This is a genomic window from Variovorax paradoxus (assembly GCF_009498455.1).
Lineage (GTDB): Bacteria > Pseudomonadota > Gammaproteobacteria > Burkholderiales > Burkholderiaceae_C > Variovorax > Variovorax paradoxus_H.
The window spans coordinates 2,805,566-2,828,714 of the sequence record NZ_CP045644.1 but is presented as its reverse complement, the minus strand read 5'-3'; the positions used below and the strand labels follow the sequence as shown (position 1 = coordinate 2,828,714).

The following is a 23,149-nucleotide window of genomic DNA, read 5'->3' as shown; positions in this document are numbered from 1 at the left end:
ATTGACTGCACGCCTGACCGGCATGCGCCGCGCATTCCTGCTGGGGCTCGCCCTGTGGGCCGGCCTGCTGATGGCGCCCCTTCCCGCTGCCGCCACCAGCCTCAGCGTGGCGCCGCTGCGCATCGTGCTCACACCGCAGCGCCCGGTCGCCTCGCTCACGATGGGCAACGCCGAAGACACCGAAGTCGCGGTGCAGGCCGAGGTGGTGGCGTGGTCGCAGCAGGACGGGCGCGATGTCTATGAACCCACGCGCGACGTGCTGGTCAACCCGAGCATCTTCCGGCTGCCGCCGGGCGGGCGGCAGATCGTGCGCCTCGGATTGCAGGTGCCGGCCGAGGCCGCAGAGCGCAGCTACCGCATCTTCCTGCGCCAGCTGCCGCGCGACCAGGCCTTGCCGGCGGACGGCGAGGGCGCGAAGGTGCAGACGCTGGTGCGCATCGGCGTGCCCGTGTTCGTGCCGCCGCTGCAGCCGCGCCGCGCACTGCAATGGTCGCTGCAGGCCGACCGCGGCGGACGCTACAAGCTGATGTTCGACAACCAGGGCAGCGAGCACATCCAGGTCACGCAGCTCGTGGTGCGCCGCGAGGACGGCACCGAGCTGCTGCGCAAGAGCCTGTCGCAGTACGCGCTGGCCGGGCAGTCGGCCGGCATCGACATCGAGTTGCCCGCCCTGCCGCCCGACACCCGCCTGCAGATCGAGGCCGCCACCGATGCACCCGAGGCCTCGTCCGGCGCTACCGTGCGCGTGCCCCGTGCGCCTGCCACGCCACGCTAACCTGTGGGCCTGTTGCGGCTGGCTGGGCCTGCGCGTGGCCTGCGCGCAGACCGCCTCCATCGACGCGGCGGGCGAGGTGCAGCCGGCGATCCTCGACGTGCGCATCAACGGACTGAGCCAGCCGGCGCCGCGCCCGCTGCTGCGGCGCGGCACCCAGCTGCTGGCGGCCGAGGCCGACTTCGCAGCCTGGCGCCTGGTGCGGCCTCCCACCGCGGCGCTGCGCCGCGAGGGCACCGACTACTACGACCTGCGCACGCTGCCGGGCGCGCAGCTGCAGCTCGACGAAGGCGCGCAAAGCGTGGACCTGAGCGTGCCCGCCGAGGCGTTCACGCTGGGCACGGTGCACGCGCATGCGGGCGACCGCCCGCCGCTGTCGCCCTCGGCCTTCGGCGCCTTCCTCAACTACGACCTGGCCTTGCAGCACGACCGCGAAGGCACGCGTGCCTCGGGTTACTTCGATGCGGCGGCCTCGGGCGAATGGGGGCTGGCGGGCACGAGCTTCGTCGCAGGGCAGTCGGCGTTCGGCGGGCGCGGCACCAAGCGGCTGGACAGCTACTTCCGCCGCGACGACCCGGCCCGGCTCACGCGCCTCACCGTGGGCGACGCGGTCACCCAGGCGGCTGCGTGGTCCACGCCCTTTCGCTTCGGCGGCGTGCAGTTCGGCACCCGCTTCGGCTTGCAGCCCGGCTACATCAGCTACCCGATGCCGACCCTGCGCGGCGGCGCGGCCGTGCCGTCGGCGGTGGAGGTGTACGTGAACGACACGCTGCGCTACCAGCGCCGCGTCGACGCCGGCCCGTTCGCGATCAGCGACGTGCCCGTGCTCACAGGCGCGGGCGAGATGCGCTTCGCCGTCACCGACGCGCTCGGCGTGCAGCGCATGGTGACCACGCCCTATTACGTGAGTTCGAACCTGCTGCGCGCGGGGCTCTCCGACTACTCGCTCGAAGCCGGCTGGACGCGCCTGCGCTACGGCGAGCGCAGCTTCGACTACGGCCCGCCGTTCGTCGCCGGTACATGGCGCCATGGTGTGAACGACAGCGTGACCGTCGAGGCGCGCGGCGAAGCCAGCGCGCGCAGCCAGACCGCGGGCGGCGGCGTGACCTGGGTCTGGGGCACGCTGGGCGAGTTGTCCATGCACGGCGCCGCGAGCCGCAACCGCGACGGCGGCAGCGGCAGCCTCTGGCGCGCCGCCTACGCGCGCACCAGCGACGAGTGGAATTTCTCGGCCAGCCGGCAGGTGGCGAGCCGCGGCTTCACGCAGATCGCCTGGCAGAACAGCCCGGTGCACACCAACGCACAGACCCAGCTGTTCGCGGGCCGCTCGCTGGGCCGCTACGGCACGCTGGGCGCGAGCCACACGCGGCTGCGCTACAACACCGGCGAGCACATCGGCGTGACCACGGCCAGCTGGTCGATCGGCATCGGCGGCAATGCATGGCTCGGCACCTCGGTGGCCCACACGCGCCAGGACGGCAAGCCTTCCGTCACCTCGGTGAGCGTGAGCCTCACCTTCACGCCCGGCGAGCGCCAGCACGCCACGCTCTCGGTCCAGCAGCAGAAGCCGGGCGGCCATTCGTCCGTGGCCGAGTGGGTGCAGCAGCCGCCCGGGGACACGGGCTGGGGCTACCGGCTGCGCGCGGCCGACGGCGAGAACGCGCGCAGCGAAGCCAGTGTCGATTGGCGCGGTCGCTACGGCATGCTGACGGCCGAGGCCGCGCGCGCCCAGGGCCAGACCGCGGCACGCGTGCGCGCCAGCGGTGCCGTCGGCTTCGCGGGCGGGTTGGCCTTTGCCACGCGCCAATCGGACGACGCTTTTGCGCTCGTGACCGTGCCCGGCGCCGCGAACGTGCAGGTCTACCGCGAGAACCAGCCCTGGACCACCACCGACAGCGAAGGCCGCGCCGTCGTCTCGGGCCTGCGCGCCTACGAGCCCAACCACATCAGCATCGACAACGCCGACCTGCCGATCCAGGCACAGGTGCGCAGCGACGCACTGCGCGTGGTGCCGCGCCACAAGGGCGTGGCGCAGGCGAGCTTCGACATCGCACGCGACGTGGTGGCGAACGTGACGGTGCTGCTGCCCGACGGCAACCCGCTGCCGCCGGGCATCGATGTGATGCGGCCGGCGCGCGGCACGTCGTTGCTGTCGGGCTTCAACGGGCTGGTGTCGGTGGACGATCCGCAACCGCACGAGCGCTTCGAGGCGCGGTGGAAGAGCGGGCATTGCCGCTTCACGCTCGGTGCGCCCGACCGCGCTGCCGGCGCCCTGCCTTCAATGGGACCTTACCGATGCGAACCCGTGTCGTCGTCCCCGCGCTGACCGTTGCACTGGCGCTGGCGGGCCTGCTGGCCCCGGGCGCGTCGCTGGCCGCGTGCTCGGGCGTGGGCGTGTTCAGCTGCAGCGCCACCGTCAGTGCGACAGCGCTGGCCTTCGGCAACTACGACCCGGCCGTCGCGACGCCCAAGGACAACACCTCGACCGTGACCGTCGCCGGCACGGTCACGGGCCTGGGCATCCTGGTGACGCTGTCGTTCACGATCAGCCTGGACGCGGGCTCGGCCGGCAACATCACCAGCCGGCAGATGGTGGGCCCGGTCGGTGCCACACCGCTGGGCTACAACCTCTACACCACCAACGCGCGCAGCACCGTCTGGGGCCTCAACAGCATCAGCGACAGCTACAGCGCGCTGGCGACCCTCGGTGGCGTCACCACGCTGCGCCCCCACACCGTCTACGGCCGCATTCCGGCCGCTCAGTACGTGGCGCCGGGCGCCTACAACAGCACGATCACCGTGACAGTGACCTACTGAAAGCTCAACCGCGCAGCATGCCCGCCAGGCGCTTGGCGATGAGTTCATCCGCCTGCGCCATGATGCGGTCGATGAGCTCGGCGCAGCTGGGCACGTCGTGGATCAGGCCGGCCACCATGCCGCAGCTCCAGGCGCCGGCGTCCATGTGGCCCTCGGTCATCACCTTCGGGTAGATGCCGGCGACCTGGTCCATGATGTCTTCGATCTTCAGCGCGTCGCCCTTGATGCGTTCGATTTCGATGAGGCGCTCCACGCCCGCGTTGTTGATCACGCGCTCGGTGTTGCGCAGCGACCGCATGATCAGGCGCGTGTCGAGCTCCGAGGCGTTGACGATGGCCTGCTTCACGTTGGCGTGCACCGGCGCTTCCTTGGTTGCGATGAAGCGCGTGCCCATGTTCATGCCTTCGGCGCCCAGCGCGAGCGCGGCCACGAGGCTGCGGCCGTCGGCCATGCCGCCCGAGGCGACGAACGGGATCTTCAGTTCTTCGGCCGCGCGCGGCAGCAGGATCATGTTGGGCACGTCGTCTTCGCCGGGGTGGCCGCCGCACTCGAAGCCGTCGACGCTCACCGCGTCGCAACCGATGCGCTCGGCCTTGAGCGCGTGGCGCACCGACGTGCACTTGTGGATCACCTTGATGCCCGCGGCCTTCAGCGCAGGCATGTAGGCCTCGGGGCTGCGGCCCGCGGTTTCCACGGCCTTGATGCCGCCTTCGACGATGGCCGCGATGTACTCGGGGTACGGCGGCGAGGCGAAGGTCGGCAGGAAGGTGAGGTTCACGCCGAAGGGCTTGTCGGTCATCTCGTGGCAACGCGCGATCTCGCGGGCCAGCAACTCGGGCGTCTTCTGCGTGAGGCCCGTGATGATGCCCAGGCCACCGGCGTTGGAGACGGCCGCTGCCAGCTCGGCAAAGCCGACGTAGTGCATGCCGCCCTGGATGATCGGGTGGCGGATGCCGAAGAGTTCGGTGATGCGGGTTTTCAAGGGAACGTCCTTTGGTCGGGGTTGCTGGGAAACAGGGAAAGAAAAATCAGGGCGGCGAGATGACGCGCAACACATCGCGCGCCATCGCCTTCATCCAGGCCGCGTCGCTCTTCAGCGCGGGCTCGGCGAAGGTCTTCGCGAACGTGGGCCGCGCCATCTTTGCGTAGTTCAGCGTGCCGAAGATGAGCGTGAGCACCACCACGGCCGACAGATCGTCGCGCACGAGGCCGGCCTTCTGCGCCGCGGCCACCAGCGCCAGGCTGGCCTGCAGGAAGCCTTCGAGCGGACGCGTCTGCGCATGCTGGATGCGCTCGGCGTTGTCGAGCAGTTCGCGCGTGACGAGCTTGAAGCCCGTGGGCCGCGCGTGCATCCATTCGACCTGCAGCGCGACAAACGCCTGCAGCCGCGCGGGCAGGTCGGGGGCCGCTTCGACGCGCTTGCAGATGCGCGCCGTCAGGTCCTCGGCCTGCTTCTCGAGCACGGCGCGGTACAGCACTTCCTTGCTCGGAAAGTGATGCAGCAGCCCCGGGTTGCCGACCTCGCAGTCGCGCGCGATGGCCGACAGCGACGCGCCCTGGAAGCCGTGGTCGGCAAAGTGCTGCTCCGCGCGCGCGAGGATTATTTCTTTGCGGGAAAGGGCAAGGGTGGCCATCGGTCGGTGCTGGAGAGCGTCACGCTGAAGAGCGCATGCCGCGACAACGCGACCGGCGATCAGACGCGATGCGCGCCATTCTTTCTTGTGTCTTGTGGTCTGGTTGTTGCACGCGCGACACCGCCCCGCGTCAGCGTGCGGCGGGCATGGCCGCCACCTGCTGCGCCAGTTGCGCATGGAAGCGTGGCGCGGCGTACTCGAAGGTGCCGAAGCTCAGCGCGTCGTTCGCGCCCGATGCGAGCCCGGCCTGGATCGATTCGGCCAGCGCGTAGTCTTCGGCGAGCGTGCGCCGGTACAGCGCGACGTTGGCGTCCCAGTGCGCCGTCGCCTTCTCCGACGCCGGCGTTTCAGGAATCAACGTGAGCTCGTGCACCCGCGTGCGCGTGGCGCCCAGCGGCTCCAGCATGCTGAGCTGCGCGTGGTCGGGCTGCACGAGGATGGTCGTGTTGGGAAAGAAGAAGTAGGTCAGGTTGCCATAGCGGCGCGGATCGAAACCGGCGGCATCGGGGCGGTGTTCCTGGAACTTCGCCTTGAGCAGGTACAGGCGCCGGTTGAGGTCGAACTCATCGATCACCTGGAGGTTGTGCATGAACATGTGGGCGATGGTCTCGCGGTGCGCTACCTTGAAGTGGTACGCCTCGAAGGAACCGTCGACCAGCAGCTTCCAGTTGGCCTCGACCTCGTAAGTGCGCGGCGCGTAGGCCACGGGCGTGCGCAGCCCGGCCAGCGATTCGAGGTTGTCCATGAGCGCACCCAGGTGCGCGCCGGCGTCGCTGTCCGCCAGTGATGGATCGCACACGACCCAGACCACGCCCGCGCGCTCGACTGTGGCGAGCCGGCGCAGGCCCGACGCCTCCTGCTTCAGGCACGGAAAGCCGAACGATTCGGGCACGCCGCGCAAGGTGCCGTCGGGCTTGTAGGTCCATGCGTGGTACGGGCAGACAAAGGCACGCGCCTCGCTGCCGCTGCCCTCGGGCACCACGCGCGCGCCGCGGTGGCGGCACACGTTCAGGAAGGCCTGCACCTGCCCGCCCTCCTGGCGCACCAGCAGCAGCGGCACGCCGGTGTGCGTGAGCGACAGCCACGCGCCCGGCGACGCGAGCGATGCGCTGGAAGCCACCGGCTGCGGATGCCGCTGCATCAATCGCCGCTCGTCGCGCGCAATGGCCTCGTCGGTGTACTGGCCGACCGGCACGCGCTCGCCCTCCCCTTGCGCGTCGGCGCGCCCGGCCTGCAGGGCCGTGGTGGCGCGGCGATGGAGTTCGGCTGCGAAGTTCTCGCTCATCGGGAGGGCTTTCTGTGCGATGCGATGCGGCCCGGTGAGCCGCGCGATCGAACCAGTCTACCGACTGACCAGTCGGTACGTCAATCGCCGCCGAAGCCGGCCGTGCCACCACCGTATGGCACGATCCACGGATGCTTCAACCGTCCCGCCGCATCCCGTACCGCACCTGGCCGGGCGCGCTCGCGATCCTCCTGGCCATTGCCGCGTATGTCGGCGGCCTCACCTTCTGGAACAACCACACGCCCGGCAGCCGGCCGCTGCCCGCGGGCGAGACCGTGTCGGTCGGCCACGCGCGCTTCGAGCCCGCACCGGGCTGGCAGATGGACGTGTCGCGCTCGAAGGCGGGCCAGTCGCTCATGCTCTTCAAGGGCGGCCACAAGTTCCTCGTGACCACGCGCCTGTGGATGGGCGGGCCCGACGGCCCGATGGTGCGGCAGCAGCGGCTCATGGAGCGCGGCCAGGGCCTGACGGTCGAAGGCGACGTGTCCGACTTCGTCACCGGCTGGGGCCTGCAGGGCAAGACCTTCGCCTACTACGGCGCCAAGCTCGCCGGCCGCTTCTGGCAGGTGGTCGACACGCAGCGCCGCTCGCTGGTGCAGATCGACGTGTACGGCCCCGCCGACGGCTTCAACGAAGCGCTCGCCGACGCCCGCAGGATGCTCGACTCGATGGACCTGGAGGCACCGCTGTGAGCACCACCACCACCGAAGCCACCACCGACACCACCGACACCATCGCCACGCAGGAAGACGCCGACTGGCCCATCGGCACCGACTCGTTCTTCCAGCCGCAGCGCGCCGCGTTCTGGCTGCTCGCGGCGCTGATCCTCAATGGCCTGTTCTACACGGTCTCGATGTTCTCGCTGGGCTTTCGCGTGGTGCCCGTCACCGCGCTGCTCGGGCTCCTGGTGTGGGGCGGCTACACGGCAGCGTTCGTGCTGTTTTTTCGCACGCTCGATCTGCTGGAGCAGCACCCGCCCGAGGCCTACGTGCTGGCCTTTGCATGGGGCGGGCTGGGCGCGGTGTACTTCGCGGCGCCGGCCAACATCGCCATCCAGAGCCTGTGCGCCAAGCTGGTGTCGCCGGAGTTCGTGGCGGTCTGGGGGCCGGCCATCGCGGGGCCGATCACCGAAGAGTTCCTGAAGCTCGCCGGTGTGATCCTGCTGGTGCTGATTGCGCGCAACCAGTTCGAAACCTACCTGTCGGTGCTGATCGTCGGCGCGATGGCCGGGCTGGGTTTCCAGGTGATCGAGAACCTGAGCTACACGGTCAACAGCGCCGTGAACTTCCCGCTCGAGAACCAGGTGTACCCGGTGCTCTACCACCTGCTCATGCGCGGGCTCCTGAGCGGGCTGTGGAGCCATGCGGCCTACACGACGATCGCCTCGTTCGGCGTCGCGTGGTTCCTGCTGAACCCGCTGCGTTCGATGGCCGCGCGCATCGGCTGCGCGCTCTTCTACTTCGTGCTGGCGTGGGCCATGCACTTCATCTGGAACTCGCCGCTGCTCGAAGACCGCTTCGACGATGGCTTTGTCGGCATCGCGCTGCTGCTCATCGTCAAGGGCATTCCGGTGGTGATCGCCGCCGCCTTCGTGTGGCGCGCCGCCGCGCGCGAGAACGGCACCTACCTGCACGCGCTGGCCGCGTACTTCGTGCCGGAGCGCGAGCTGATCCGCGACGACGAATGGGTGCGCCTGGGCGCGCCGCTGCTGCGCTACCGCGTGCGCCGCGACATGGGCAAGGAATTCGGCCCGCGCGCCCGCCGCCTGAAGGCGCAGCTGCAGCGCGAGCAGCTGCGGCTCATCCTGAAGGCCGGCACGCATGGGCGCGGGCCGCAGACGCGGCGCCATGAGGTGGCGGTGCGCCGCCTGCGGGCCGAGCTCGACCTGCTGGCGCGGCCGCAGGGTTGACGCAGCGGCCTCCTGCGGCCCGTCGCCAGACATAAGACAATCCGCAGACGGGGCGCGCCTGCCACGGCACACCGCCCCGAAACGCCCCCCAAGAAGAATCAACGGAACCGCACGTGAAGACCGATGAACTCGTTGCGCTGCTGGCCGCGAACGTCGCGCCGGTGCGACCGCGCGCCGCCACGCGCCACCTGGGCCTGGCCCTGGGCGCGGGGCTGCTGGTGTCGCTGGCGATCGTCGTCTTCGGCTACGGCCTGCGAACCGACCTGGCGCTGGCCGTGTTCCGGCCTGCGTTCTGGATCAAGCTCGTCTTCCTCGTCGCGCTGGGCGGGTCCGGCTTCTTCATCACCCACAGGCTGGCCCGCCCGGGCGTGCGTGCCGGCGCCCCGACGCTGGGCCTCGCGCTGCCGCTGGCCGCGCTCTGGCTGGCGGCGATCGCCGTCTGGCTTCAGGCCGCGCCGCAAGAGCGCATGCCGCTGCTGCTGGGCGAGACGTGGAAAAGCTGCGTCTTCAACATCCTGCTGGTGTCGGCGCCGCTGGTGGCCGCGGGCCTGATGGCGCTGCGCACCTTGGCGCCCACGCGTCCGGCGCTGGCCGGGGCCGCGGTCGGCGCGATGGCCGGCGGCGCGGGCGCGGCGGTGTATGCCCTGCACTGCCCGGAACTGGCGCTGCCTTTTCTTGCCGTCTGGTACGTGGCCGGCGTGGGCGCGACCATCGCCGCGAGCGCGTGGCTCGGGGCCCGGCTGCTGCGCTGGTGAGCGCGTGAACGCGGCGCCGTTCAGGCGCTGACGAAAGACGCGCCGCGGCCCGTCGCGACGGGCCCGGCCTCGGCACGCGCGGGTGGCACCACCCGCAGCGCGCGGTGGTTGAAGACGAAATCGACCACCGTCTCGGGCGATGCATCGGACGACAGCATGAAGACCTTCCGGGAATAGTGCGCAATCGGCGTCTGCACGCGTCGCGCCTCGATGAACAGCAGCGCGGCCCGCGCCTGCAGGTCGCGCATGGCCGCCGCCAGATCGAGCAGCCGGCCGTCGTCGGCATCGGTCGAATCGACGAGGTAGACGACATCGTCCGCCGAACCGGCTGGCTTCAGCTCCTGGAGGTGGGCCGCGAACTGGCAGCTGATGTGCCGGGCCAGGAACTCGTCGTGGATCCGCAGAAAGAAAGGGATGTGCCGCGCACTGGACACCAGGATCACGACCCGTGGGATTTTCATGCGGTGACCGCCTTGTGAATGTTGGACAGGGAACGGCGCCGCGACAGGCTGCGCCCCTCTGCCCTGCAGAGGTCGCTGCCGTTTGCGTTCTCCTGTCGGGAGCGAGGCAGAAGCGCCTCCCTCATGGATTCGATCCGTACGCGCTTCGGGTTACATCCGGGCTTTCGAGGCCGGGGCACCGTGATTTTGTTGACAACACAGGCACCCACACGGCGCAAATGGCGGGCGCACACGCATGGGGGCTGCAGTCCTACTTCGTACTTGTGAACGTCAAAGGTACATTGGTTCACAGTTGTTCAAAATTCCTACCGCCTGTAACCCGGCGGCCCCCCAGAACGAATACGAGAGGGAAATCTGTGAAGAGCGATGCGGAGATCGCACTGCACGATCTGTTCACGCGGGGTCTCGCCGGAGATGCCGTGGCGTATCGCGCCTTCCTGCAGAAGCTGAGCGCGCACCTGCGCGCCTTTCTGGGCAAGCGCCTCTTCGGCTGGCCCGATGAAGTGGAAGACCTTGTTCAGGAATGCCTGCTCGCGATGCACAACCAGCGCCACACCTACCAGATCGACCAGCCGTTGACGGCCTGGGTGCATGCGATTGCGCGCTACAAGATGACCGACCTGCTGCGCGCCAAGTCGGTCCGCGAAGACCTGCATGACCCGCTGAACGACGACCTCGCGGTGTTTGCCGCCTCGGCCATCGACGCCAGCGATGCGCGCCGCGACCTGGCCGAGCTGCTGCAGAGCCTGCCCGACAACCAACGCCGGCCGATCGTGCACGTGAAGATCGACGGCCTTTCGGTGGCCGAGACGGCGCGCCTCACGGGCATGTCGGAGTCGGCCGTGAAGGTCGGCATCCACCGCGGCCTGAAGGCGCTGTCCGCACGGCTGAAAGACACCCCATGAAGACCGACGACCTCGTGGCCATGCTCGCCACCGGCATCGCGCCCGTGCCGCGCCACACCGCGCGCCGACGCATCGCACAGGCCCTGCTGATGAGCCTGCCGGTGTCCCTGGTGATCATGCTCGTCCGCGACGGCGTGCGCGACGACCTGCTTTCGGCAATCTTCCTGCCCATGTTCTGGGCCAAGCTGCTGTTTCCGCTGAGCATCGCCGCCGCGGCGCTCGTGGCGATCCATCGCCTGGGGCGGCCCGGCATCGGCACAGGACGCACATGGATGGGGCTGGTCCTGCCGGTCCTGGCGGTGTGGGCGCTGGCCCTCGCCCACAAGCTCGACATGCTCCCGCTGGCACACGCCGAGCCCGTGCCGGGCGTGTCGTGGGTCCGGTGCATGCTGAGCGTCGGCCTGATCTCGTTGCCGGTCCTCGCGGCGACGCTGCTGGCGCTGCGCGACCTCGCCCCCACCCGCCCGGCGTGGTCCGGCGCCGGCGCGGGCGCGCTGGCAGGCGGCGTTGCAACGGCCGTCTTCGCACTGCATTGCAAGGACCTCACCCCGGCCTCCCTGGCCCTCTGGCAGGTGGCCAGCATGCTGCTGCCGACCCTGGCGGGCGCGCTGCTCGGACGGCGGCTGTTGCGCTGGTAGCCGGCTGCGCATCGCGGGCCCGGCGCACTACCGCGCGCGCCGTCGTCAGTCCACCTTCACCTGGAACAGCACCGCGCCGGTGCCGCCCGGCGCGATGGTGCCGTTGAACTTCCACTCGATCGCGCCCGTGCCGCCCACGGCCTGCACGTCGGCGCAGGGCACCACGGCGGCCGGCGCCGCGTTCGCGGGCGTGCGCTTGGTGCAGGCCGTCAGCGTGGCGGGCGTGGTGCCCGCGGTCGCGCTCACGAAGCTCGTGTAGCCCGGCGTCAGGTCGTTCACCGTGAGGCTGCGGATCGGCGCATCGCCGTTGTTCGTGTAGGTGATGCGGTACTCCAGCGTCTCGCCCGACTTGGCCTGGTTGTTGATGCCGAAGCTGCCGCTTTGCGTGACGTTGCGCACTTCCTTTTTCAGCTCGAGCGCGACGTTCGACACGGTGGTGGTGTCGTCGAGCGTGAAGCTGCCGCTGAGCGCCGGGCCCGCGTTGGTGTACGTGAAGTCGGCCTGCACCTTCACCTTGTGGCTCGCGCCCTGCGGTGCGTTGGCGGGAATGAACGCCTGCACGATCACGCACACCTTGCCGGCGAACACCACGGGCGTGGCCGGTGCGCTCGGCGGGAACAGCTGCGCCGCGCCGGGTTGCAAGGCACCTGTGCAGCCCGTGTCCGCAAAGATCTTCGTCGTCCAGCCGGTGATGACGGGGGTCGGCACCTCGCTCGCGATGCTGAAGCGCACCTGCCCCGCCGTGCCCGCCGTGAAGGTGTGCGGGTAGGTCACGGTGCTGCCGGGCAGGCCGGTCTTCGCGCCATCGGCCGCGAAGCTGCTGTTGTCGACGTCGCCGAAGTTCAGGTTGGCATGGCCCGTGCCGTTCCAGCTGAAGGCGATGCGGTCGGGTGTGCCGGTGCGGGTGTACGTGTAGGTGCCGCCGGCCGCGGGCACCGCCGCGCCTGACGGCAATGCGACGTTGCCGACCGACGCGCCTGTGGAGATGCGCGTGCCGGGGTTGGTCTCTTCCACGCACATCGCAACGCCCGTGGCCGTGCCGGTGGGCACGCTCAGGCTGTAGCTGCCCGAGGCATCCGTGAGCGCGGTCGAGAACACGGTGGCCGCGCAGTTGGTCAGGCGCACGCTCACGCCCGCGAGCGGCCCTTCACCGCCGTTGAGGATGCCGTCGTTGGCCGTGCCGCTGCCGATGCCGTTGTCCAGGAACACGCGCCCCGTCACGGCCGGCGTGGCCGGCGTGTTGGTGATGACGCAGCTGATCACGTCGCCCACGGCCGGCGTGATGTTGATCGGCAGCGTGGTCAGCGCGCTCACGTCGGTGGGGCCGCCTGCATTGGTGCAGGTCACGCTCTGCGTGTAGTTCGCGAGCGCCGAGGCACTGCCGGCGGCCATTGCCTCGTTCAGCACATAAGCGCTGCCCGGCGTGGCCTGGAAGGTGTAGGCCGGCGAGGTCACGGCCGTGCCTGCACCGGTGGTGTTGACGGCCGCAGGCGCGCCGGTGCCGGTGGCCGACAGCGCGAACTGGTCGCTCGCGGCCACGCGGCCTGAGCCGCCGAGTGCCTTCTGCAGGGAGAGGCCGGCGCCCGCCGTGTTGGTGATCACGCACCGCAGGTTGGCACCGGCCAGCGGCGTGATCGCGCGCCCCGTGGCCGGGTTGAAGGCTTCGTTGGTCGGCAGGCTCGCGGCCGGCATCACGCCCGCGGCGTCGGTGCAGGTCAGCCGGCCGGTGTAGTTCGCGAGGTTGGTGCCTGCGGTGCCCGCTTCGGTGAGCGTGAAGACCTGGCCCGGCGTCGCCCGGAAATCGCCCGTGGTGCCGGTGCCGGCGGTCACTGTCGCGCCGCTGCCCGTGGTGGTCGATGCGGCGTTCGAACTCACGACCGTGCCGCCCACACCGCCGGTGCGGATGGCCACCGTGAACTGGTCCGCGGCGACCAGGCGGTTGCCGCCCAGCGCCTTGGTGAGGTTGATGATCGACGTGCTGTTGGTGACCGTGCAGGTCGCCACCGTGTCCAGCGGCACGCTGGCGATGGTGATCTTGTTCGTGGCCGCATCGAGCACCGGCGTCACGCCCGTGCAGCTCACGTTGCTCAGCACGAAGCCCGGCACCGGCGTCTCGGTGATCGTCACATTGGCCGTCGCGCCCGGGCTCTTGATGAGCAGCGGCTGGTTTTCGATGCGCGTGGCACTGGCGTCGTAGTAGAGGGGCGTGTTCACGGCCGACGTGGTGATGCCGGCCACAGTGCCACCACCGCCCATCGTGGTGTCCACGCCGGTGGTGGTGAAGTTGAAGGTGCCTGTGCCGCCGATGCTGTTCTTCACCAGGCAGATGCCGGTGTTCACCACCGAGATCGGTGTCAGGATGATCGGATCGTCCACGGGTGCTGCCGTGCCCGCAGGGACACTCACCAGGAATTCGAGCGTTCCGTTGATCGGAATGTTCGTCGGCAGCCTCAGCTCCACCTGGCGGGTGGTGTTGACAGGCAGACCGGCGCAACCGCTGACGCATGCCGCACCGTTCGACACAGTGGACGCGGGGCTGTTGGCGCTCCCGTTCGCCGACGTCGTGTTCGACCAGTACTCGATCCCGTTGTAGCGAACACCCACGCGGGCGGCATTTCCGGTGTGTCCTCCTGCAGCAACTCCGTTGCCGTAGCGCCAGCTGAACGTGAGCTTCGCGCCCGGCGACACACCGGCCAGCGACTGGCTCAGCGACGCACTGCCCGTGTCCGAGAAGAAGGTCATGGCCCCGGCGGCGGTCGAAAACCACGCGCCCGTCTTGGCCCAGGCGCTGTCGGTGAAATTGCCGCCCGCGATGACCGGGTCGCCGTTGCAGATCGCGCTGCCGGTGCCTCCGCCGGGCGGCCCGGTCGTCGGCTCCGGCATGTTCGTGAACGTGCAGCTGATGTCGTCGCCCGCTGCCGGTGTGACCGTGAAACTCGTGCCGCTGCCCGAAGGCAGCGTCGTCGCGCTGCCGGCGGTGGCGTTGGTACAGGCGAAGCTGGACTCGTAGTTCGCCAGGCTCGCCGTCCCGGCGGCGGTCTCGGACAGCGTGTAGGTGGTGCCCCCGCTCGCGGTGACGTCGGCGATCTCCGCCGGTGCGGTGCTGCTGCCCGTGGTGGTGACGCTCGACAGCGTGGTGGCGCCATTGTTCAGCGCCAGCGTGAACTGGTCACCGGCGGCGACACGCCCGCCCGGCAGGCTCTTGCTCAGCCGCAGGCGGGACGACAGGTTGTACTGGATCACCACCAGCCCGTTGCCCCCATTGGCCGTCGCCAGGTTGAGGGTGGCCGCGCCGCCGCCGCCGGTGCCGACGCCCGCGACGTACTGCGAATTGGTGCTCTGCGGCGGCTGCACCGTGCTGGCCGTGCTGTTGTCGCCGCCCTGCGTGGTGGTGGCGCCGCTGACGCCCGCGCCCCCGATGTAGCCGGAGCCGCCCCGCCCGGGCCGTTCTGGCCGGTCGGGCCGCCGGCCTGGCAGCGACCGCCTCCGCCGCCGTAGTAGCCGCCCCCACCGCCACCGCCACCTTCGCCGTTGTCGGCGCCCTTGCCGCCCTTCAATGCGCTGCCGGCCGTGGCGGCGGTCGCAGTGCCGGTGGTGGCGGTGGCACAACCGTCGCCGGTGTAGGTGGCCGCCGCGCCGCCCGAGGTCTGCGTGCCCGCCGCGCCACCCAGTTGGAGCGGGCCGCCCGGCAAACCCCGGTAGGCGATGGTGACGGTGTTCTGCCGACCCGTGGTGCCGCCGCCGCCAGGGCCGAACAGGCCCGAGCTCATGCCATTGGAGCTGCCGGCCGCGCCGCCGGCGATCAGCAAAGCCGCGCCCTGCGAGATGGTGGTGCTGTTGAACACCCCGGACAAGCCGCCACCGCTGGAGCCGCCGTTCAGGTTGACGGGAAGATGGGTCGCACCGCCGGCACCGCCGCCGCCATAGGTCGCCGCGGGGCTGTTGACCTTGCCGCCTTCACCCACCACCACGCCCAGTTGCGTGCCCGGGGTGACCGCGATGGTGCCCGTCGTGAAGCCGCCGCTGCCACCGCCCGCGCTCGGCGAGTAGGTGGAGTTGAAACCGCCACCGCCCCCGGCCCACGCCCTCACGTTGAGCGAGCTGACGCCTGCCGGCACGCTGAACGACTGGTCGCTGCCACTGAAGGTGAATCGCTTGCAGAAGCTGAACCCCGCGTCCGGCGTGCAGTCTTGCACTGCGGCGGATGCAGCCAGCGCCACCATCACACCGGCCAGGCCGATGCACCCTGCAGCGATGCGGCGCACTGTTGCACGCATGCGCATCCCACCCGCGTCGTTTCTCGTTCTGCTTTGCATCATGGCCTCGTTCAGCGGGTTTCTTGCGCGGCCGAGGCGATCACGACCCAGCGGTTGCCGGCGTTGCCTGCGACGGGCGGTGTGGCTTCAGGGGTGTCAGTGCGCAGCCGCAGCACATCCACACCGTGCCCGATCAGATAGCTGCGCACCGCGTTGGTCCGCTGCGCGATCAGCTGCAGGCGGTCGTCGGCATTGCCTTGCGCATCGGCATGGCTGATATGGATCACCACTTCAGCGTCGGTCGCCTTGATCTGCGCAGCCAGCGTGTTCAGCGCGTCATGCGACTGCGGCTTGATGAAGGACTTCGTGGGCTCGAAGAGCGCCTCGGCCTGCAGCACCGTGCGTGCCGGCAGCGGTGCGACTTCGATCGCTGCCACCTTCTCGGCCTTCTCCGCCTTGGCCGCTTTCACATCCGCGCCCGTCGAAGCGAACCCCAAGTGCGTCTCATCGAACTTGAAGCGCAGGCGCACATACGCACCCTTGCTCGTGTACTCGTTGGCGGTGAGATCGCGGTCGTTCAACCCCACGAAGTTGTAGCCCGCCGACACCCACATGTTCTTCTGCACCTGGTAGCCCAGCTCCACGCCCAGCGTCTTCTGCAGCCCGCCGCCCTTGCCGTACAGAACCCCGGCCTGCACGCCGAAGTCCCAGTCCTGGTTGATGTCCTGCGTATAGCGCGCCTGCACCAGGTGCGCCCAGTACTTGCTGGCCAGCATCCCGTCATCGGCGCGGCTGAGCTTGAAGGCGTAGCGCGCCATCACCGCCTTGCCCGGCTCGGGGTTGTAGTTCAGGTGCGCCGAGACGATGTCGGCACTGGTCTTCCCCGGCAGGCTCGCACCGTTGTCGGCCCCGAAGACGCTGCTGCCCTGCAGGGAGCCGGCCGCATTGCCTGCACCCACCACGTTCTCCGAACGACGCTCGTAGCGCGCCAGCGCGTTCCAGGTGTCGTTGTCCACCGGCCGGTAGGCGATGCCGATCTGGTGGCGCTGCAGATGACGCTCGTTGCCCGCGTTGGCGCCTTGGCCCTCGCTGTCGCTCACGATGCTGCGTGCCAGCAGGCTCCAGGAGGCATCGAGCTTGAAGCCGAAGCCGGCACTGAACAGGCGCGTGTTCGCGTCGTCGCCGCGGCGAGCCTCGTACACGCCACTGGCCTTGATCCGGTCGGTGATGTATTCGATGCCGCTGGTGATCGCGGTCGATTCGCCCAGGCCACCCGCGTAGCCCGTGCCGCTGTTCACGCTGTTGCTGTAGCCGCTCATGTCACGCGTGTGCTCGATGCCCCCGGTCACGCGGATCTGCTCGTTGATCTTGACGGTGTTGCGCACCCCGATGGCCGCCTGCACCCCGCGCCCCTCGGCGCCGTCGGCAATGCGGTACTCGTTGTAGACCCGCCCGCCTTCCATGTAGTTGCTCTCGATGCCGACGATGCCCGTGTTGTTGCGCTGCGTGCTGTCCAGCTCGTAGGGGCCGTTCAAGGTCGAGATCAGCTCGTAGCGGCCGTAGACACGCGTCTTGTCGGTGACGGCGTAGTTGCCGCCGATGGCCAGCACGTGGCGCTTGCCGTCCTGGATGTCCTGCTCGCCTTCGACGAAGACCTGCGCACCGGCCACGCCGGGCACCTCGGTCGACAGGCGCGCACGCACGGTCGTCTGGCTCTGGGTGTCGATGCTTCCTGCCGCAGCCGCTGCGCCCAGCGTGGTCACGCTGTTGGCGCCGATGCTGCTGCCCATCTGGCCGTTGTAGGTGGAGATCTGGCCGTAGTCGAAGCCCGAGCTCGAGCCCAGCGCGTTGTTGCTCTGGCCATGGCGAAGGCCCACTTCGGCGACGGTCTTGTCGCTGAGCTTCTTCTGCACGCTCACGGTGGCGCCCTTGCGCTCGTCCCCCTGCCCCGCTTGGGCCTGCAGCGCATCCTTGCTGTAGAGCACCTCGCCGCGCACGGCCAGGGTCGGGTCGATGCGGTACTCGGCGCGTGCCGAGGCTTCGGTGTGGCCGGCCGAGAAGCTCGCGCCAGGGTTGTCGAAGCCGGTGCTGGTCTTGGCCGCCAGGGCCACCACGGCGAGCTTATCGTCCTGGTAGCGCGCTTCCACGCGGGCGCCATGGCCGGTGCCCTTGTCGTCGGAGTCGGTCTTGACCAGCTCGGCCGCCACGCTGGTGTTCTCGCCGATGCGCGCCACGCCCGTGAGCGCCTGCAGCTTGCGCTTGTTCTGTGGGTTCTCGTCGGTGCTGGCCACCACGCCCAGCTGGAGGTTCTCGCTGACCTTGACCTGCACATCGGTGCCGGCCACGGTGAACTTGGGGCCGCCCGAGTCCACTTCGTACGTGACGCGAATCGACTGCGGGTTCAGGTTCGCATCGATGGACGCGATGGCGTGGGTGAAGAGAATCCGGCGCGTCAGCGGCTCCACCGTGTAGTCCACGAAGCGCGCCACGGCCGTGCGCTGCAGCACGATGTTGGGCTGGTTGCGGTCGCGCACCACGATCTCGATCTGTTCGCTGTTGTCCACGAACTCGCCGTTGCTGGCGCTCAGGTAGTACGGGCCCGAGGTGCCCAGCGCGCGGAACTCTTCGACCTGCTGGGTCTGCGCGGTGCGCGAGACATAGCTGGTGGCGCGCACGTTCTCGTCTTCGTACACGTGCTTCAGGCCCGTGAGCGAACGGTTGCTCTGGCTCAGGTTGCGCACCTCGGTGCTGCTGGCGGTGGTGAAGTCGCCGTACAGCAGGTAGGAGCGGTTCTTGTCGATGCGCACGTAGAGCTTTTGCGTGCTCTGGGCGTCGAAGCCCTTGACCGCCGAGTCGCCGTAGATGGGATAGAACTCGTCGGGACGGATGTCGCGGAACAGGCGGTCCTTGCGCGTCTTGTCGGAGTCGAAGGCGGCCGTGAGCAGGTACTCGCCCTTGACGGTGCCCTTGAAGAAGAAGGCAGCGCGGCCGGCGGCGCGGCTGTTGGTGCCCTCGTCCTTCAGCCCCGTGAGTTCTGCTTCGAAGGCCGCACCGGCGGGCATGGCGCCGATGGGCAGCTTGCCGCGCTTGGTGAAGTCCAGCACGCCTTCGACGATGCCCACGCCGATCATGGGGCGCATCTCGGGCAGCAGCGCCAGGCGCACTTCCTTGACGAAGGTGGCCGCGCTCACGCGCAGGCGTGCATCGCCGGGTTCGCCGGGGGGCATCAGCTGGAACTCTGCGGCGCCACCGTCCATGAAGACCTGCGTGCCCGGTTCGGTGGGGTTCAGGTCTTCGGCCATCCAGCGGCCGCGATCGCTCTCCAGCGTGAGCTGGGTGCGGGCGGTCACGGGCACGCCGGCCGCGTCGATCAGGCGCACCTTGACGACGACGGGCGTGCGCAGGTCGGCGCGGGCCACCTCGGGCAGGTCGACCTCGATGGCGCCGAGCTTGTCGGGGGCGATGACGGTGATCTCGTCGGCGCTGCCGCGCACGTTGCCGAAGCCGTCCACGGCTTCGAGCTTGAGGGTGTTGGGGCCGGGGCGCAGGGCCACGCCGATGTATTCCCAGGCGGCGATGTTCTTGGAGGCCAGCTGGGTCTTCTTGCCGACGCGGCGTTCTTCCAGGGAAGTACCGTTCACGCTCAGGCGCAGGGAGGTGCCGGCCGTGCCCTTGACGCGCACGTTGATCGACTGGCCGGCGACGGTGTCGCGGTCCTTCAGGCCGATGAAGGCCAGGGTGTTGTTCTCGAGTTGGGGCAGCAGGGTCTCGAGTTCGATCGGGCTGGGAGCTGCTTGAGGGAGCAGCGGGTTGGTGCGCGGTTCCAACATGGCACCGCCCATGCCGATGGGGCGCATGGCTTGCGAGCCGACACCGGTGGCCGAACTGCCTGTGGGCGAGGATGCCAAGCCCGACGTGGGCAGGCCGCTCAACGGCGAGAACAGGCTGCCGGTCGGGATCGCAGGCACGGTCCCATCCAGCGGCGCCGCAGGTTGCAAGCCCAGCGTGCCACCCATGCTGCCGCCACCACCGCTCACGAAGCTGCTGGCGTTGGCCGGCGCCACGGGCAGTGCGATCAGCGGTGCAGAGGTCGTCTGCACGGCGCCCGTGCTGCCGCTGGCCAGCGCTTGGCCCGTGGCCGGCAGGCCACGCACGTCGCCCACGGGAATCACCTTGCCTTCAGGGTCCAGGCGCAGGCGAACCTGCGCTTCGGCCTCGGTGTCGGGGCGTGCGGCGATGGCGGCGCGGCGCGCGGCCACTTCGGCGATCACGGCCTTGTCGTCGCAGTTGGTGATGACGAAGTTGGCCTTGTGGAACTCGCCCTTCTTGAGGTCGACGAAGCGGCTCTCGGGGGTGCCTGCGTTGCGGTTGTCGAGCACTTCGAGCTTGGCTCCGAGCGGCAGCGTGGTCTGGTCCAGGCGCAGCACGTGCGTGACGGGCTTCAAGCCGTACAGACTCCACTTGCCTTCGATGTCGGTGACGACGTGGGTGCCGTCTTCCATGTACAGGCGCACGCCGGGCACGCCGATCTCGTCGGCGCTTTCTTGCTTCCCGTCGCGCTTGCAATCGAGGTACACCTTGCCGAAGGCGAAGGCATCGTCGGAAAACACGCCGCCCGTCACACGCACGGTCCAGTTCGCCAGGTTCGACTGGATGGGGCCCGAGGTGGCGCGTGCGCGGTTGATGGCGTCGCCGTTGGTGGGCGCGCCCACGCCGATGCGCACGCGGTAGCGCACCATCGCCGACTGGTCCGGCGCAACGACCAGCGCGGGGTAGTTGAAGATCAATCCCGGGCCGGCGCCGCCCGCGGGGTTGGGCACCGCTTGCCCATTGAGGCGCACGCTGTTGGCCACGTACGCGAAGCCCGGGGGCAGCGTGTCGTTGAAGGTCACGCCGGTCACGGGGAAGCCGGTCTTGTTGGTGACCGTCAGGGCGTAGTCCATGAAGTCGCCGAATTCGACTTGCCGCTTGCTGCCGTCCTTGCGCAGCACCAGGCCTAGGATGTTGCCGGGGTCCAGAGGGATGTGGTTGTGCACGGCGTCGCACGGCGTGCCGTCGGGCTTCACGCCTGCCTGAACCTGGAAGTAATAGCTGGTTGGGTCGGCGTCCTTCGGGGGCACGGCGCTGGGCACGACGGCGCCGCAGCTGGTGAAGGAACCACCGGTGACGGGGATCAGCTGCGAGGGGTAGACGTAGCCGCTGCCTGCGGGGGGCGTGACCGAGATGTCGTACGTGCACAGCCCCGTCACCGGCGGCGTCTGCAGGTAGAACTGGTAGGCGCCGTCGGCGCCCGTGGTCATCGAGATGCTGCCGTTGGGGTTCAGCGTGTAGGTGCTCGAATCGGCACCGTAGATCTCTGCGGCGGTGATGGGGCCGGCCGTGCCGCTGCTGCAGGACTGGCGGGTGTAGGTGACCAGTGCGCCGGCCACGGGTTGGCGGGTCAATGCGTTGTAGACCGTGCCTTGCGGATCGACCAGCAGCGACTGCACCGAGGTGGCCGTGGCGGCCAGCAGCATGGTGGGCGTGACGTTGACAGTGTTCTGCTCGAAGGCAGCGGCCCAGGCCTTGTTGGTGAGTGAGACGCGCCCGCCGATGGCGGCTGCCTTCTCGGTGATGCGCACGCTCAGGAGGATCTGCTCGCTCTGGCCGGGGGCCAATGCACGACTGCCATCCGTCAGGCTCAGTGCCACTTCGGTGGGCAGCTGGAAGGGGTCGGCGCTGTCTTGGGTACTTCTGTTGCAGGTGGCCCGGCCGGTGAAGCCGGTGGCGGCATTGAGGTTGCCGTTGGCGCTCTTGGGCGGTCCCAGCAGTTCCCACGAAGCAATCTGACCGCTGGCCTTGTCCATGTCGAAGGTGCAGTTCAGGTTGTCGATCACGCGCACGTTGGGTGCGGCAACGGCGCCGGTGTTGGTGACCTTGAAGGTGTAGTCCAGCTCGTAGACGCCGGGCGATATACGACGCGCGATGGAGGCCTGCTTGGTCAGGGTGAGCGTGGGCAGCTGCGTGGAGACGGGCGTGGGCGAGGTGTCGTTGGTGGGGTTGCCGTCGCCGTCTGCGTCGGGGTTGTCGCCGTTGACGGAGTCGTCCAGGGCCACCGCTGGGCCGCCGGCATTCAATGCGCCCGAGGCCTTGACGGTGTTGAACAAGGTGCCCGCGCGGCCGGTGAAGTTGATGCGGGCATCGAACTGCACGGTCAGTTGTGCGCCCGCGGGCAGCACGGCGCCGTCGGCCAGCAGGTTCGAGGCAGCGGCGGTGCCCTTGAAGGCGGGGTTGGCCGCAGCAACCGTACCGCCGCTGGGTGCGGGCGCAATCACGATCGAGCCGGGCACGATGGTGTACTGGTTGGCGCTGCGTGCATCGCCCGCGCTGTAGGCGCCGAACTGCGTGGCGCCTGCACCTTCCATCACGTCGGCGGCCTGCACGCCGTACAGCCACGACGTGCCGTAGTTGCGCACGTTGACGCTGAAGCGCACGGTGGCCGTGCCGTCGGTCTTGCCGTCGGCGCTCTTGTTGATGCGCGGGGTCGACGCCGACTTGGCCACGCCGATGCGTGCCTGGCTGGAGCTGATGACGATGGTGTTCGACGGCACGGTGGCCGGGCCGGTGCCGTCGTTGTAAGCACTGTGGGCGGTGTTGCGGATCTCGCCGACCTGGTCGGCGTTGACCTTGACGGCGAACTGCATTGCCACTGACACGTTGCGTGCCACGGGCGTGGAGATGCCAATCGCCACTTCGACGGCCGAGGCGTCTTCTGCGGTGCGGTAGCTGAAGGCCGGGTCTGCGGCCAGGCGGTACAGCTTGACGGCGTTGGCGGCGGTGGTGCGCAAGGTGCCGGGCACGTACTGGGTGCCGGTGGGCACGGGGTCGCGCACGAGGACCAGTGCGGAAGGTGCGCCGTTCACGAGCAACGGCGTGTTGGTGGGGGCAACGACGTTCGACGGCTGTGCGTCCTGTGCGCCGATGTTGGTGCCCGAGACAGAGAAGTCGATGCGCGTCTGGCCGGGGATGACGTTGCCGGGATAGCTGGCGGACTTGACGAGCTGCAGCGCGGCGGCGTTGCCGACGGTGACGGTGTCGCGGTTCGTCGCCACCAGACCTTGCAGTGCGGTGGTGGCGGTCAGGCCCACGCAGGCCACGCCGGTCGCGGCGGTGGGGATCGTTCCCTGCACCAGCAGTGCCGCGGTCTCGCCGGGCTTCAGAGAGATCGCACCTGCCGCGTTCAGTTGCACCACCGGATCGGCCGGATCGACCACGCCGTTGTTGTTGGTGTCGCGCACCACGCGCAGTGCAGACAGATCGAGCGTGTCGGCCGCGCAACCCGCAGCATTGTTGGCCAGTGCCAGCGTGTAGGTGGATGCCACGTTGCCGGTGTTGGTGAGCAGATGGCTCAGCGTGACGATGCTGGCCGGCGGGCGCGACAGCGACTGGTCCTGCGTGAGCACCAGCGCTTCCACGGGCAGCACCGTGGCGATCACTTCGTTGGACGAGATGGTCTCGGTCTGCGCCAGGCCGTTGGGTACGTACGTGCCCGTGGCGATGCTGCGGATCACGATGCCGGCCGGGGCGGGTGCGGCGTTCGCCGACACCATGACGCCGAGAAGCAGCACGAACGCCATGCATGCGCACAGCACGACAGCGAACCCGCGCGGCGGTCGCAGGCCGGTGCCTCTGAGCTTGGACGTGAACTGCATGTAGCGAACCCTTGGTCGATCACCGC

General features: G+C 69.4%; 15 protein-coding genes. 8 read left to right on the top strand and 7 right to left on the bottom strand.

The features are described from left to right. Window position 1 precedes the first annotated feature (1 nt). Genes GFK26_RS12910 through GFK26_RS12900 form a run of 3 tightly spaced genes read left to right on the top strand, consistent with a single transcriptional unit; the run spans window position 2 to window position 3,589 of the window. A complete protein-coding gene (locus GFK26_RS12910; RefSeq protein WP_153282306.1) occupies window positions 2–775 on the top strand; it encodes a molecular chaperone in 774 nt (257 codons plus the stop codon). Continuing rightward, window positions 753–3,098: a fimbria/pilus outer membrane usher protein gene (locus tag GFK26_RS12905; protein WP_194274077.1), complete on the top strand. Its 2,346-nt coding sequence runs from the start codon at window positions 753–755 to the stop codon at window positions 3,096–3,098. The genes GFK26_RS12910 and GFK26_RS12905 overlap by 23 nt, the downstream gene beginning before the upstream one ends. Further along, window positions 3,068–3,589, top strand: coding sequence for a spore coat U domain-containing protein (locus GFK26_RS12900; protein WP_153282304.1), 522 nt, complete (start codon window positions 3,068–3,070; stop codon window positions 3,587–3,589). The genes GFK26_RS12905 and GFK26_RS12900 overlap by 31 nt, the downstream gene beginning before the upstream one ends. 4 nt (window positions 3,590–3,593) lie before the next feature. On the opposite strand, the gene GFK26_RS12895 is transcribed toward GFK26_RS12900, so the two are convergent. The 3 genes from GFK26_RS12895 to GFK26_RS12885 all read right to left on the bottom strand — a co-directional run bounded on the left by GFK26_RS12895 (window position 3,594) and on the right by GFK26_RS12885 (window position 6,508). Next, the gene (locus tag GFK26_RS12895) at window positions 3,594–4,571 is read right to left on the bottom strand and encodes an NAD(P)H-dependent flavin oxidoreductase (RefSeq protein WP_153282303.1); all 978 of its coding nucleotides are present in this window, start codon (window positions 4,569–4,571) and stop codon (window positions 3,594–3,596) included. Window positions 4,572–4,617: 46 nt separating this feature from the next. Then, window positions 4,618–5,223, bottom strand: coding sequence for a TetR/AcrR family transcriptional regulator (locus tag GFK26_RS12890; protein WP_192193417.1), 606 nt, complete (start codon window positions 5,221–5,223; stop codon window positions 4,618–4,620). A gap of 130 nt (window positions 5,224–5,353) precedes the next feature. Then, on the bottom strand, window positions 5,354–6,508 hold the full coding sequence (locus tag GFK26_RS12885) for an aromatic ring-hydroxylating oxygenase subunit alpha (RefSeq protein ID WP_153282301.1): 1,155 nt from the start codon (window positions 6,506–6,508) through the stop codon (window positions 5,354–5,356). A 131-nt stretch (window positions 6,509–6,639) separates the two neighbouring features. Here GFK26_RS12885 and GFK26_RS12880 point away from each other — a divergent pair, with 131 nt between their 5' ends. The 3 genes from GFK26_RS12880 (at window position 6,640) to GFK26_RS12870 (ending at window position 9,172) form a co-directional block, all read left to right on the top strand. After that, the gene (locus GFK26_RS12880) at window positions 6,640–7,200 is read left to right on the top strand and encodes a hypothetical protein (protein ID WP_153282300.1); all 561 of its coding nucleotides are present in this window, start codon (window positions 6,640–6,642) and stop codon (window positions 7,198–7,200) included. Then, complete coding sequence (locus GFK26_RS12875; protein ID WP_228121999.1) at window positions 7,197–8,417, top strand: PrsW family intramembrane metalloprotease; 1,221 nt, start codon at window positions 7,197–7,199, stop codon at window positions 8,415–8,417. Before GFK26_RS12880 ends, GFK26_RS12875 begins: the two co-directional genes overlap by 4 nt. A gap of 113 nt (window positions 8,418–8,530) precedes the next feature. Beyond that, complete coding sequence (locus GFK26_RS12870) at window positions 8,531–9,172, top strand: NrsF family protein (RefSeq protein ID WP_153282299.1); 642 nt, start codon at window positions 8,531–8,533, stop codon at window positions 9,170–9,172. A 20-nt stretch (window positions 9,173–9,192) separates the two neighbouring features. Here the strand turns inward: GFK26_RS12870 and GFK26_RS12865 are convergent, their stop codons facing one another. Then, window positions 9,193–9,633, bottom strand: a complete 441-nt coding sequence (locus tag GFK26_RS12865; RefSeq protein ID WP_153282298.1) for a hypothetical protein — start codon at window positions 9,631–9,633, stop codon at window positions 9,193–9,195. A 356-nt stretch (window positions 9,634–9,989) separates the two neighbouring features. Between GFK26_RS12865 and GFK26_RS12860 the strand changes: the two genes are divergently transcribed. Both GFK26_RS12860 and GFK26_RS12855 read left to right on the top strand, forming a co-directional pair. Further along, entirely contained in the window at window positions 9,990–10,538 is a 549-nt protein-coding gene (locus tag GFK26_RS12860) for a sigma-70 family RNA polymerase sigma factor (RefSeq protein ID WP_228121998.1), read from the top strand. After that, entirely contained in the window at window positions 10,535–11,176 is a 642-nt protein-coding gene (locus GFK26_RS12855; protein WP_153282297.1) for an NrsF family protein, read from the top strand. Before GFK26_RS12860 ends, GFK26_RS12855 begins: the two co-directional genes overlap by 4 nt. Window positions 11,177–11,221: 45 nt before the next feature. Here the strand turns inward: GFK26_RS12855 and GFK26_RS12850 are convergent, their stop codons facing one another. Genes GFK26_RS12850 through GFK26_RS12840 form a run of 3 tightly spaced genes read right to left on the bottom strand, consistent with a single transcriptional unit; the run spans window position 11,222 to window position 23,123 of the window. After that, window positions 11,222–14,530, bottom strand: a complete 3,309-nt coding sequence (locus GFK26_RS12850) for a DUF11 domain-containing protein (RefSeq protein WP_153282296.1) — start codon at window positions 14,528–14,530, stop codon at window positions 11,222–11,224. Further along, window positions 14,416–15,453 (bottom strand): glycine-rich protein, encoded by a 1,038-nt coding sequence (locus GFK26_RS12845; RefSeq protein ID WP_153282295.1) that lies wholly within the window; start codon window positions 15,451–15,453, stop codon window positions 14,416–14,418. Before GFK26_RS12845 ends, GFK26_RS12850 begins: the two co-directional genes overlap by 115 nt. Window positions 15,454–15,503: 50 nt before the next feature. Continuing rightward, window positions 15,504–23,123 (bottom strand): OmpA family protein, encoded by a 7,620-nt coding sequence (locus tag GFK26_RS12840; RefSeq protein ID WP_228121997.1) that lies wholly within the window; start codon window positions 23,121–23,123, stop codon window positions 15,504–15,506. Window positions 23,124–23,149: the final 26 nt, after the last annotated feature.